The organism is Chengkuizengella sp. SCS-71B, from assembly GCF_040100845.1.
Taxonomy (GTDB): domain Bacteria; phylum Bacillota; class Bacilli; order Paenibacillales; family KCTC-33759; genus Chengkuizengella.
In genome coordinates this window covers 921,799-934,843 of record NZ_JAZHSH010000001.1, presented here as the reverse complement: position 1 = coordinate 934,843, position 13,045 = coordinate 921,799, and the positions used below count along the sequence as shown (strand labels likewise).

14 protein-coding genes are annotated in these 13,045 nt (G+C 32.6%); 4 read left to right on the top strand and 10 right to left on the bottom strand.

Annotation, left to right across the window (positions count from 1 at the left end):
• Positions 1–6 precede the first annotated feature (6 nt).
• Together VQL36_RS04540 and VQL36_RS04535 are read left to right on the top strand one after the other, a co-directional pair.
• Complete coding sequence (locus VQL36_RS04540) at positions 7–663, top strand: futalosine hydrolase (RefSeq protein ID WP_349248173.1); 657 nt, start codon at positions 7–9, stop codon at positions 661–663.
• Positions 660–1,499, top strand: a complete 840-nt coding sequence (locus VQL36_RS04535; protein ID WP_349248172.1) for a 1,4-dihydroxy-6-naphthoate synthase — start codon at positions 660–662, stop codon at positions 1,497–1,499. Before VQL36_RS04540 ends, VQL36_RS04535 begins: the two co-directional genes overlap by 4 nt.
• Positions 1,500–1,644: 145 nt before the next feature.
• Here the strand turns inward: VQL36_RS04535 and VQL36_RS04530 are convergent, their stop codons facing one another.
• Together VQL36_RS04530 and VQL36_RS04525 are read right to left on the bottom strand one after the other, a co-directional pair.
• Positions 1,645–2,157: a GrpB family protein gene (locus tag VQL36_RS04530; RefSeq protein ID WP_349248171.1), complete on the bottom strand. Its 513-nt coding sequence runs from the start codon at positions 2,155–2,157 to the stop codon at positions 1,645–1,647.
• Between the two features lie 52 nt (positions 2,158–2,209).
• Entirely contained in the window at positions 2,210–3,091 is an 882-nt protein-coding gene (locus VQL36_RS04525; RefSeq protein WP_349248170.1) for a LysR family transcriptional regulator, read from the bottom strand.
• Positions 3,092–3,236: 145 nt separating this feature from the next.
• Here VQL36_RS04525 and VQL36_RS04520 point away from each other — a divergent pair, with 145 nt between their 5' ends.
• Entirely contained in the window at positions 3,237–4,265 is a 1,029-nt protein-coding gene (locus tag VQL36_RS04520) for a YeiH family protein (protein ID WP_349248169.1), read from the top strand.
• A gap of 67 nt (positions 4,266–4,332) precedes the next feature.
• Here the strand turns inward: VQL36_RS04520 and VQL36_RS04515 are convergent, their stop codons facing one another.
• The 5 genes from VQL36_RS04515 to VQL36_RS04495 all read right to left on the bottom strand — a co-directional run bounded on the left by VQL36_RS04515 (position 4,333) and on the right by VQL36_RS04495 (position 7,613).
• On the bottom strand, positions 4,333–4,689 hold the full coding sequence (locus VQL36_RS04515) for a hypothetical protein (RefSeq protein ID WP_349248168.1): 357 nt from the start codon (positions 4,687–4,689) through the stop codon (positions 4,333–4,335).
• Positions 4,690–4,910: 221 nt separating this feature from the next.
• A complete protein-coding gene (locus VQL36_RS04510; RefSeq protein ID WP_349248167.1) occupies positions 4,911–5,363 on the bottom strand; it encodes a VOC family protein in 453 nt (150 codons plus the stop codon).
• 89 nt (positions 5,364–5,452) lie between these two features.
• On the bottom strand, positions 5,453–6,439 hold the full coding sequence (locus VQL36_RS04505) for an aldo/keto reductase (RefSeq protein WP_349248166.1): 987 nt from the start codon (positions 6,437–6,439) through the stop codon (positions 5,453–5,455).
• 131 nt (positions 6,440–6,570) lie between these two features.
• Complete coding sequence (locus VQL36_RS04500) at positions 6,571–7,149, bottom strand: TetR/AcrR family transcriptional regulator (RefSeq protein WP_349248165.1); 579 nt, start codon at positions 7,147–7,149, stop codon at positions 6,571–6,573.
• A 77-nt stretch (positions 7,150–7,226) separates the two neighbouring features.
• Entirely contained in the window at positions 7,227–7,613 is a 387-nt protein-coding gene (locus VQL36_RS04495) for a rhodanese-like domain-containing protein (protein ID WP_349248164.1), read from the bottom strand.
• Between the two features lie 258 nt (positions 7,614–7,871).
• Between VQL36_RS04495 and VQL36_RS04490 the strand changes: the two genes are divergently transcribed.
• Positions 7,872–8,951 carry a M15 family metallopeptidase gene (locus VQL36_RS04490; RefSeq protein WP_349248163.1) on the top strand — a complete coding sequence of 360 codons (1,080 nt, stop codon included), beginning with the start codon at positions 7,872–7,874 and terminating at the stop codon, positions 8,949–8,951.
• A 131-nt stretch (positions 8,952–9,082) separates the two neighbouring features.
• Here the strand turns inward: VQL36_RS04490 and VQL36_RS04485 are convergent, their stop codons facing one another.
• The 3 genes from VQL36_RS04485 to VQL36_RS04475 all read right to left on the bottom strand — a co-directional run bounded on the left by VQL36_RS04485 (position 9,083) and on the right by VQL36_RS04475 (position 12,904).
• A complete protein-coding gene (locus tag VQL36_RS04485) occupies positions 9,083–10,822 on the bottom strand; it encodes a methyl-accepting chemotaxis protein (RefSeq protein WP_349248162.1) in 1,740 nt (579 codons plus the stop codon).
• Positions 10,823–11,126: 304 nt separating this feature from the next.
• Positions 11,127–11,948, bottom strand: coding sequence for a carbohydrate ABC transporter permease (locus VQL36_RS04480; RefSeq protein ID WP_349248161.1), 822 nt, complete (start codon positions 11,946–11,948; stop codon positions 11,127–11,129).
• Positions 11,949–11,965: 17 nt separating this feature from the next.
• The gene (locus VQL36_RS04475; protein WP_349248160.1) at positions 11,966–12,904 is read right to left on the bottom strand and encodes a sugar ABC transporter permease; all 939 of its coding nucleotides are present in this window, start codon (positions 12,902–12,904) and stop codon (positions 11,966–11,968) included.
• Between the last annotated feature and the right edge of the window lie 141 nt (positions 12,905–13,045).

Genomic DNA, 13,045 nt, shown 5'->3' with positions numbered 1-13,045 from the left:
ATAGCAATGACTGCAAAAGATAAACAAATACTTATTGTGACTGCGGTTGAAGCAGAAAAAGAGGCGATATTAAAAGGCCTTCATAGTACAAATAATATTCATGTTATAGCCGCTGGTGTTGGTCCTGCGGCAGCAGCAACCAATACAACCAGAGCATTATGTACATCAAAATATAATCTTGTCATCAGCATGGGAATAGGTGGAGGGTTTGCTGATCGAGCTAAAGTTGGCTCGATCGTGATTGCAAATGAAATTATTGCCGCTGATTTAGGTGTTGAAACTGCTGAAGGTTTTTGCGGGTTAAATGAACTTGGTTTTGGCTCCACTCATTTGAAAGTGGATATTAACCTCATGAACAAAGTATATGAAGCACTGAAAAAAACAAAAATGATTGTTCATATTGGACCCATTTTAACACTATCAACCATTACAGGTACTTCGGAAACGGCTTTAAAACTTTCAAGTCGAATAAAAGGAGCAGCGGTTGAAGCCATGGAAGGTTTTGGAGTTGCAACTGCAGCGCATGAATTTAATATACCCGTATTAGAGATACGTGCAATTTCAAACCCTGTTGGACCAAGGGATAGAGAAGCATGGCGTATGAAAGAGGCTTTTGAAGGTCTTACTAAAACAAGTACAATACTACAGGAGGTGTTCAATTGAACATCTATTTTTCACCTTGTCCTAATGATACATTTATATTCCATGCATGGGTACACGGTCTCATCCCTAATGCACCTAAACTTGATGTTACCTATGCGGATATTGACATCACCAACAAAATTGTTCTCTCCAATGATAATAAACCTGATATATTAAAAATATCTTATGCAGCTCTACCATGGGCTCTTTCAGAGTATGCGCTTTTGCCATGTGGTGGTGCACTAGGAAGAGGTTGCGGACCTCTGCTTCTTACCAACAAAAAGGAAAATGCAAAGGATCCCACTTCCTTATCTGGTAAGCGCGTAGCTGTTCCGAGTGAAAAGTCAACAGCGTATTTATTATTTAGACTATGGGCTGCCGGGCACGTACATGGTGGAGTAGGTGAAATTATCGTCATGCCTTTTCATGAAATTATGCCAGCTGTTCGCGATGGAAAAGTAGATGCTGGTTTAGTGATTCATGAAGCACGTTTTACTTATCCATCCTATGGTTTATCAATGATGGTCGATTTAGGAAACTGGTGGGAATCAGACACAGATCTACCTATTCCACTCGGAGCTATCATTGCACATAAATCTCTGGATCTTGAGGCTATAACTTCTTGGATTCGTGCTTCTGTGCAATATGCTTGGAAACATCCAGAATCTTCAAAAGATTATGTTATGGAACACGCTCAGGAAATGTCTCAAGAAGTTGCTAAAGCTCATATAAATCTATATGTTAATGAATTCAGTGACAATCTAGGGGATAAAGGATATGAAGCGATTTATACTTTACTTAACAGAGCCGCAGAACAAGAATTAGTTCCTAAAATAAATTTAAATCAGTTAAAATAAAACTCTATTGATCGTAAAGGACATATTCAAATTACGAGCCGTTGAAAGAATGATTGCGTGAATAGAAATTAAAAGGGAACTTTCCATTAAATTAAAGTTCCCTTTTTTACTATTAATTAATTTTTAATCAAGTAACAAAATTTGATTATTTTTGTATTTTCTTAAGAGTAGATTTAACAAAATAAGTTTTTTCCTCTGCATATTTATGTTTATTACTATAATTTGCTTTTACTAACTTCAGTTTAAGTTGTTCGTATTCAATTCTTGCTGTAGCATTATTTCTTAAAAAATCTCTAAACGACAACTGTTCAAGCAAATATTTATTTCCACTTTGGTACATATGAATTTGGTGTGTTCTTGGCTCACCTTTATTATAGTAATATCTATCTGGTAATATATTCGTTCCCTTGTAAGAATAACCTAGTGTTTCTAGTGGAGTAATACACTTCTCTCCATCCTCAAAGTTTTTAATTTCAATAGCAATATCTATAATGGGCTTAGCACTTAAATTTTTCACTGAAGTACTTCCAATATGGTAGACAGCTAAAATATGCTGTCCAATTACTTTTGCTATTCTCTCTTTTTCTGATAAAAACTCCCGATCCCATTGATCTGTCCAAGGAATTAAAAAAACCTCTCCTTTTGGTAATCCAAGCATTCTATTTCCTCCAAATTAAACGATATCAACAAATTAAATGATTTAAACAAACCTATTTACATTTTTCACGTAATATTTTCAAAAATATTTCCATCGCTTTTGTTTGAAAAGGGACAGTCTTAGTCACAATAGAAAACTTCCTTGTAACTGGCAAACCTTCATACTCTATTACATGTAATGTACCGGAAGATAATTCCCTTTGGATTGTCCATTTTGAAAGCAAGGAAATGCCAATTCCTGATTCTACTGATTCCTTTATAATTTGTGTGCTTCCAAACTCCATTTTATTTTGAGGATTTAGTTGAAAGGTTTTAAACATTTTATCTGCTGCTTCTCTCGTACCAGAACCTTCCTCTCTTATGATCCATGTTTCAGATTCTAGCTCTTCTCTTGTTATGTTTTTTTGACTTACAAATGGATGATTTGCAGACACCGCTACATACATTAAGTCTTCTGCAAATGGTTCGATATTTAAACTTTGATGATTGAATTCACCTTCTACGATCCCAATTTCTAATTCATTTTTGATAACTAGATTTACAATTCTTTTTGAATTTCTTATCGTTATCGAAGGTTTGATAAGTGGATAATCCTCTATCATATTTGAAATCATTTGAGGTAATACATATTCACCAAAAGAATAACTTGCACCAATAAATAAATCTCCGCTTGCCTTATTCATTAAATCATCTATTAAATATTGCATCCGTGTGTAATGACCTAGTATTTCTTTCGCATGATGATATACTATTTCACCTGCCATATTTAATCGAACAAACTTATTGCTCCTCTCTAACAATCTTGTCCCCACCTGCTGCTCAAGTGCTTGAATGTATTGACTAACAGCAGGTTGAGTCATATGTAATTCTTCAGCTGCACGTGAAAAATTTTCTTTCTCTACTACTGTAGTAAAAACAAGTAAATGATGATCCATGGATAACTACGACCTCTCTTTATGTTCCTTCTATTGTACCATAAGTAAATTATTATTATAAATATAATTATGATTTATTTTTCTTATTCATTGAGATGATTTATGCTGAATTTAACATAGAACATTTTAAAAGAGAGGTTTTCTCATGATAGAAAACGTTTTAAAAAAATCAGTCTATTTTAATGTTAAACCATTTTTATACTGGATTAGTGGAGTCATGTTTACTTTCATCATTGCACTTTTGAGTTTTCAAATAACTAAAATTCCAGGTTTTAATTACATTGGTCCATTAGCATCTGCCATTATCATTTCCATATTTTATCGGCAAATCTTTGGTTATCCTGAAAAAATAAAATCAGGGGTGATTTTTTCAGCAAAGATACTATTACGTCTTACCATTATTCTATATGGATTAAAGTTAAATATTGATATTATATTCAATCAAGGGTTAGGTTTAGTTGGTTTCGGAATTATATCCATTGTTTTTTCAATCGTATTGACCATCCTCATTGCTAAATGGTTAAAAGCTGATTTAAACTTATCGTTGTTAGTTGGTGTAGGAACCGGGGTTTGTGGTGCTGCAGCGATTGCCGCCGTCTCTCCTATTTTAAAATCTAAAGAAGAAGATACCGCAATCAGTATAGGAATCATTGCTTTAGTTGGTACAATATTTTCTATCATTTATGCGTTATTTATCCCAGTTTTACAACTCACACCAGATCAATTTGGGATTTGGGCGGGAATTAGTTTACATGAATTAGCAAATGTTGCTACAGCTACTGCGCCTGCTGGCGAGGATGTGTTAGCCATTGCATTACTGGCTAAGCTAGGACGTGTATTTTTACTTGTTCCTTTATGTTTTATTCTAATTTTCTGGAAAAGAAAAAAACAATCGGGAGAATCAGAAGGCACGAAAATTCATTTCCCATGGTTCCTAGTAGGCTTTATTGCAATGAGTCTAGTTGGAAGTTATATGATGGGTAGCGTCATTTTAATTCCAGATGAGGTCTTAAGTAAAATATCGTTCTTTACAACCTTTTTATTAACGATGGCAATGGCAGGTTTAGGTTTAAATGTAAACCTAAAAGCACTCCGTTCAAAAGCTATACATCCATTCATTGCGATGCTCATCACTTCTATTCTATTATCTCTTCTAACATTCTTCATCGTTTAACAATAATTAATTTAAAGAACCATGAATAGAAGGACTGATATTGTCAGTCCCTCTTATTAGGTTATGATTAAGTTCTAGCTACTTTAACAACTGCAACTTCGACATCCAGTGGAATGTTAGAATCTTGCTCTAATAGAGCTACATTAAATAAATATTCCCCTGGCTTCTTAAAAGTACCAAGAATATTAGCACATGTGTTCAAAATAACACCATCAAACCTATGGGCTCCCACTTCATTAAATACTATTTGAGTCCCATCACTAAATACAAAATCTATATCATCAACTTGGTTACGATCCCCCAAGGATACTAAAACATAAGTGTCCTTATCTGTTGGGGTAGTTGTAAAAGCACAAACTTGAATAAATTCTTGTATATTAACTACTGCATTAACAGGTTCCTTAATACGAACGCAAAAAGCCAATTTTCATACACCTCCTGTCTAGTAATTGAACGAATTCTATCTTTATTTGCCGTTCATCATATCATATGAAGCTTTTATTAATATTGATTGTATGAATATCCTTAGACTTCCGTGCAAATTTATTGACCACAGAAGTCAATATTAAGTTTATTTAACAAAAAAAACCATTCTCAATTTAGAGAATGGATTGAAAGGAGCATGTTAATGATCACTGTTATGTATTAATCAATTTCCAATAATTCAAGAATTACCTTTAAATCACGACTAGTATCCATATAAGCATATCTTCCACCATCAAATTCACCTTTTTGAACAAGAGGCATATTTTGACTTTCCATGACTTTTATTTTTTCAGTTAATCCTTTAACCTCAAAAGCAATATGATGTACCCCCTCTCCTTTGTCATCTAGAAACTCCCGCCATGTGCTTGGATTTTCATCAGGCTGTATCAATTCCAATTGAAGGGATCCCATGTCGAAAAAAGCTAATCTAGCTCTTGCTTTAGTTGAGCTGCCTTTATATTCTGTTTGTGCTTTATTATCTCCATCTGTCCAAAGCGCCTCGGGTTGATCTACACCGAAAAAATCTGCAAACACTTTTGAAGTCTTCTCAATGTCTTTAACGATGATTCCAATTTGTGTAACCACATTTGTTTTTAACATGTTTTTGCTCATACTTACCTTCCTTCTCATAAGAATAACTGAACAGTCTTAACTCTGCTTGTATATTCTATTCATTTGCTCCTATACCTCCTACTATAAAACTAATTATTTATTAATAGATTTATAGATTCAACTTCTTGTTGAGTTAGTGGTCCAAACTCCATAGCTTTTGCAATGTCAATTACCTGTGCTGCAGTCTTAAAACCTGGTATAGGAATATTTTGCTCACTAATTGCCCAATTCCAAGCTAATGCTCCTTGCACTAACGTTCTTCCATCACTTTTCAGAATTTCTTTAATAGACTCCAATTTTTTCAAAAATTCTGGTGCTGGTTTTCCTTCCTTAAAATATGAAATCCAGTCAAAGCCACTCCCCCTTACATCATCTGGTGTAAACTTCGTATTTTCATTGAATTTTCCACTTAAGAATCCCATTGCTAATGGAGTACTATTAATACTTGTTAAATTCTGCTCTTCACATAATTTAACAATTTCTTTGTTGTATCCAAACACATTCACTGGATGTAAAATAGAAGATCCATTTGAATTTTCTGCAAAGTACTGAGCACATTTCAAATCACCGGTACTCCAACCATATGTACGAACAGTACCTTCCTCCTGAAGTTGATTCAAAGTTTCTATCACGATATTCACCTTCTCTTCAGGTAAAGACCAAAGGTGAATTTGATATACATCAATATAATCTGTTTGCAAACGTTTTAATGATTTCTCACAAGCTTTTCGAATATATTCTGGTGATATATTTTGTCCGGTAATCTCACGTTTTTCCTCATCATAAGTAAATCCAAATTTAGTAGCAATAACAACTTTATCTCTATATTCTTTTAATGCTTTACCAAGAAGTCGTTCACTGTGCCCTATACCGTAAACATCAGAGGTGTCAAAGTAGTTAATATCACGTTCTATGGCTTCATGAATAGCTAATATAGACTCTTCATCGTTAACTTCCCCCCAACCATCTTGCTTTCCATCAAGTAAAAACGGTCCTCCTATAGCCCAGCACCCTAAACCTAATAAACTAACTTGAATACCTGTTTTTCCTAATTCAGTTTTTCTCTGTGTTTGCATATTTTATTCCTCCATTTTAAAGTTTTTTAATAAAATATATATCAACAACCTAACGTTTGGTAGCTAAAGGTCGAAATAATCATCATCTTTCAAATAGTTAGTTATTGCTATTCCATTTTAATAATAAAAAATTACTTTTTCTCTATTCCGTCTAAAAAGACATTAAAACATCTAGCCAGGTCCTTTTCAATATCTTTATCATTGTAAAACTTAACACTCATTGCAAAGCCAATCATCATATAATAAAAAGAAAGTGCAACATCTGAGGAATCTTTCTGAATAAACTCTTCCTTTTTAATGCCTTCTTCAATGATCTTTTCAATTTCTTTCATCATGCCCTTTTCTGTTTCTTCCGTTTTTTCATGTATGTAATCCTTCAAATATTTAGGTGGATAATAATAATAACGATCCCAGAACTCCATCTGTACATTATTTTTACAGTTTTTCACATAACGATTAAAAATAAATTTCAGCCTATCTTGAGACTGTATGTCTTTGTTGAATGTTGTTAATTCCTTTATGAATGCTGAATAATCAATTAATATTTTATTATAAACAGCGGAAAATATATCCTCCTTTCCAGCATAATGAGAATATAAAGAAGCTTTTTTTATCCCTACTGCACTCGCTATATCTCCCATACTAGTCTCGAAATACCCTTTTTTTGCAAATAAACCTAAAGATTCTTGTAAAATTTTATTTTTAGTCATAAGATCTCTCACTCTCTATACCTACCAAACGTTAGGTAGTATTTTATCAAAGATTGTATTTTTTTTCAATTTATTTTTTATTTAGTATGTTTAATTTCACCGTGCCAAGACATAATCCCGCCACGTAAATGAATCATATTTACTTTTTTCTTCTTTAGTATTCTAGCCGCTTTTTTACTTCGAAACCCGCTTCTACAATATAACATAACGGTTTTATCCTCAGGAATTTCATCTAATCTTTTTTTCATTTGTGAAAGCGGAATATTCACAGCATCCTTGATATATCCTGTTTTTAATTCATGTGGTTCACGAACGTCAATGAGAATATTTGATTTATTTTTATTTAGGACCTCTGAAAAATCAGTTGTGTTTAACGTTTTTAATCTTTTGACTGGTAGCTGCTGATATATGAACCAAAATAACAATCCAAGTACGATGCCTGAAAAAATAATTGAACTATCCATTTCATATCCTCTCCATTAATAAGTCTTTTTTGGGTCGAGCATTTAAATATTAAAATACGATTCAGTTTGTGTCAATCTTTATTCATGGTATAATAAAAAAAATTGACTGATTTAGCGAGTCTTTAAGGTGAAGACAGAGGGGTATACACATTAATATATTATAAATTCTTAAAGTGTAAGTTAACCTTACTTCATGTAAGGGCCTTTTTTTTGTTCTTTATCATTGCAATTTTATTCCAGACATCGGAGGAACATTTTATGTTAAAATCTCGCTTTCTTACATATAGTGCAGTTACCATTATAAGCAGCTCTATATTATTGACAGGGTGTGCAAATACACCAATCCCTTCTAATGCAAGCTCTCCAGAAGAGATTGTACAAGAAGAAGCTGAACCGATTCAGTTATCAGAGAATGAAATAAAATCTGATCAAATACAAAATATCTTTTTCAGTGAAGAATATATCACTATGGCACCTGAATCAAACTATTCACTAGTTCTCTATTCTTTATTCGCTGATCAAATTGAGATTAAAGTTATCTCTGAAGATATCATGTTTGAAATCCAACCTTCTAATCTTGCTTTCATTGATGAGAGCGGATTACTTACTCTATCCAATGATGCAAAAATAGGGTCGAAAATTGAAATTTTGGCTACTTATGAAGGTTTTTCAACCCAAATGACGATTACAGTTAAATATAAATTGGAAGATACAATTATAATTGGAGAAAGTGAAATTCCACAAATAACGAACCAAGATAGTATTGCTGCATTAGTAAATAAACAGCGAAGCTTACAAGACGACTATACACCTACAGACCTTGTTAAGCCAAATATTCCTTTTTCCTTTGCAGGAGAAAGTGAAAAAAAATGGCTGCGAGAAGAGGCTGCTAGAGCACTAGAACAATTATTTGATAAAGCAAAACAAGAAAATATTCAGTTAAATGGAGTTTCCGGATACCGTTCTTATCAAACCCAAAAATCTATATTTAATTGGAATGTACAGGAACAAGGAGAAGAGCAAGCTCGAAGATATAGTGCATATCCTGGAACAAGTGAACATCAAACTGGACTTGCCATTGATGTTTCTAGCCCTAGTGTGAATAATGTATTACACGAAAGTTTGGGATCTACTACAGAAGGACAGTGGTTAGCTGATCATGCTGCTGAATTTGGTTTTATTGTTCGTTACCCTCAAGACAAAGAGCATATTACTGGATATGCTTATGAACCTTGGCATTTAAGATATGTAGGAAAAGAAATAGCCAAAGAAATAATGGATAAAAACATTACACTAGAAGAGTATTTTAATGATAGTACACCAGTAAGTACAGAGTAATTACCACTACTACTTCTAGCTCTTCAGTTTATAGCGTCACTTTCATGGGTCCACTAACGAATAACTATGGTGGACCTTTTTAAAACAAAAAAACACCATAAAGGTGATTTTTTCGTAGAACAGTTTCTTGTTTAATTGTCATCTTCTAATTTAAAGCGTTTGATATTTTGATTCATTTTATTTGCTAGCTCACTCTGTTCATCTATCGAATCCACGATATCTTTATATTGAGCAACCTGTTGATTTGTAGATGAAGCGATTTCCTGAATTCCAGCGGATGTCTCTTCTGAAATGGCTGTTATGTCTGACATGTTATTGTTTACTTCTTCACTTTGCTTCTTAATATCGTTTACTCTTTGAAGCACTTCATTCATTTGATAACTCATCTGCTTAAACATTTCGTTGATTTCCATAAAATTATCATATGTTGATTTAAATGTTGTTCTTCCATCATAAGTTCTTTTATTTGAGTTATGCAGTGACTCTTGAAATTGTTTCGTCTTTTCTTCGTTTTTAGCCACTACTTCCATTACCCCATTTGCAACTTTCGTAGTTTCAGATGATAGTTCTCGTATTTCGTCTGCAATAACAGCAAACCCTTTTCCAAACTCTCCTGCTCTTGAGGCTTCAATCGATGCATTCAAAGATAATATATTTGTATTTCGAGAGATTTTAACAATCTCTTCTGAAAATCTACGTATTTGCACAAGCTCTTGATTTAAATTTTCAAATGATGAGATTAAATCTAAATTAGAGTCTTCAACCAATTTAATTTGTCCCATCGTTTCATTTAGATCCATTGTACCTGAATCAATCTTTCCATATGTATTTTCTAATGATATTTTAAACTTTTCTACAATATCGATAATGTCTGTAACAGACTGATCTAAGTCAGATATATTTACTAATGAATTTTCTGAATAACTGGCTTGTTCTGAAATCCCTTTTGAAATTTCATCTACATTTTTAGCAATGATTTCTGTTGAACTATAATTTTCAGAAATTGCAAGATTTACATTTTTCACATTATTATTCACTAATTGAATAGAGTGACCTACATCTGAGATCATCATTTTTAAATTATCTACAATTTGATTCGTACTTTTAGCTAACAATCCAAGTTCATCTTTTGAGATATTTAATTTGGATGCTGTTAAATCGCCATTAGACAATTGATAATTGTAAGAAACTAAACGATGAAGACGTTTTACAACACTACCATATATCCACCAGCCTAATAACAAGGAAATAATAATAGCTGTAACGATAACAATCATATTATTTTTAAGCGCTGTATTTTGTGAATCTTCTATCGATTGTTGAGAATTTAAGACTTCATTGTACTTCAAATCATACAATGTTGAAGAATTGTTAACGATGCCATTTAAGCTTCTTAAAGAAGATTGATAAGCTTTAGTGAACTTTGCTTGATCATTTTCTATTATTGCATTAAGTATATTATCCTTATAATTTAAAAAACTGTTCCAATCTTTAATTAACAGTTCAGCTATAGCCATTTGTTTATCTCCACTAGCCAATTCTTCTTGTTGTAACACAATGATTTCGATTTCACTCATCTTTTCAGTTATTTTCTTTTCATAATTCTTTGCTAAACTTGCCGTATTCGATGCCGTCATAATCAATTGATTAAATTCTAAAATTTTAGTTGTTAAGTTTTGCAACTCATTCATGGAACCAATTTTATTTTCATATGAATCTTTAATTGTCTCCTTAATCGTATTTAGAGAGGTATTTAATATTAAAGCTAGAGTTAACAATGAAATAAACATAAATAAAAATAAAATAATTAGTTTAAGTCTTAAATTAATTACATTTGATATTGCACTGACTTTGCTCACGATCTTTTTCAACATAAATGTCCCCCTTCCTTGTAAAAACTAACAATATTATATCATCTATAAGGAAAATATGTCCATGAAGTGGCAGTTTGCTTTGTATAGTATAAAAGTACTAATCTGCATCATTAACAAAAACTTCTATTGAAGCTTCTCGGAGAAGTAACCGAGTACTTCATTAGCGGGAGCTTTTGTTGAAACTTAGAATTTGAAAAATTTAGAAATTCTTAAATGATAAGAAAAAACCTTAACTGCAAATGCAGTTAAGATCAAAAATATATAATAAATACATTAAAATGTTCACAAACCTATACTTGCTCTAACCTTTAACAGAACCCTCTGTTAATCCTGAAATAAACTGTCTGCTAAATGGAATGAAAATTGCAAGAAGTGGAAGCGTCGTAATAAATGCGCCTGTTACAATTAATGCTGTATCGCGGTTATATGCGTTCTGTAATCCACGAACCGCTAGCTGTAATGTTTGAACAGATTGATCTTTAAGTACAATAGATGGCCATACAAAGTCATTCCAAATCGCCATGAATGTAATAATCGCTAATGTAGCCAAACCTGGTTTAAGGATAGGTAAAACAATTCGGTAATACGTTTGGAAATTTCTAGCTCCGTCCATTTTAGCTGATTCAATTAACTCTGGATGTATAGCGGTTTCAATAAACTGCTTCATTAAAAATACACCAAAGGCACCAACTAAAAATGGAATGATAACCGCATATAAACTATTGATCCAATCAAATTTGCTTACAATGATGTAGAGTGGAATCGGGCTAACAGGTGGTAATAATAAAGTACTTACAATTAACATAAAAACAAAATTTCTTCCCTTAAACTGCAATCTGGCAAGTGCAAAAGCCGCAAGAGAACAGAAAAATAATTGAGAAATAGTAATTGTCCCTGCAACGATTAAAGTGTTAAAAAGAGCAGTAATGAAATCTGCGTTTTCCCAGGCATTTTGAAGGTTTGCAATAAATTGATCACCAGGAATAATTTTTGGGGGGAACTTATTGGCTTCCGCAGTCGTATTTGTACTTATAACAAACATCCAATAAAACGGAAATACTGAAATTATTGATGATATAATTAGAAACAAATATGATATAAAACGTCCTGCTCTGTTTTTCATGATCCCTCACATCCCTTCTAATCCTTAATGACTTTCGTAGTAATGAACCAATTCAATAATGCAAACAATACAACAATGACAAACATCACCCAAGAAATGGCTGCAGAATATCCAACATTGTATTTGGTTCCAAATGCAGTTTCATATAAGTATAAAAACATCGTTAAACCTTGATTTGCAGATCCTCCTCTTATATCTAAGAACACTAATGGTTCGATAAATAATGCCATGCCACCTATAGAAGACATGATGATCGTAAAGAGAATAATAGGACGAAGCTGTGGGATCGTAATATAGAAAAACTGCTGGATTTTATTTGCCCCATCTATTGTTGCTGCTTCATATAAATCCTTACCGATTGTTTGTAATCCTGCCATATAAATAATCGTATTATAACCAATCCATCTCCAATTCACCATTGTAGCTATAGCAAAATGAGCTAAAAGTCTATTATTTTTCCAATCTAATCCTTCGGTACCTATTATAAAGTTAATTAAACCAAAATCTCTTGAAAATAAAGAATTAAAAATAATCGTTACCGCTAAAATGGATGTAATAAATGGCATAAAAATACCCATTCGAAACATATCCTTCATCTTCACAAAAGCTTGGTTTAATACATAAGCGAGCACTAATGCGATAAATAACTGAGGTATAGTAGAGATAATCCAAATGGAAAAAGTATTCACTACTGATTTTATAAATGTTGGATCATCCGTTAATAACCATATATAGTTTTGTAAACCGATAAACTCTGGCTCAGCACCAAATAATTTCCAGCTAAATAAGGAGATATATAAGTTATAAAAAATCGGAAATATTCCAAACGATAAAAATAAAATAAAAAAAGGAGCAACATATAAATAACCTGATAGTGCATCCTTTTTTGCTTGGGAACCCTTTTGAAAACGAGGTTTTGTATTAGTTTTTTTACCCACTTTTGTATGTGTTTCCATTGGAAATCCTCCTTCCATATAGTTAAGTAAACTTATCCTATTCATATTGTGTGCTCTAGTCATGAATGTATAGTTGATACGATGACTTCTCCCATGATGGGATTTATCCCCTCTTGATTATAAGCGCTGACCATTATATTG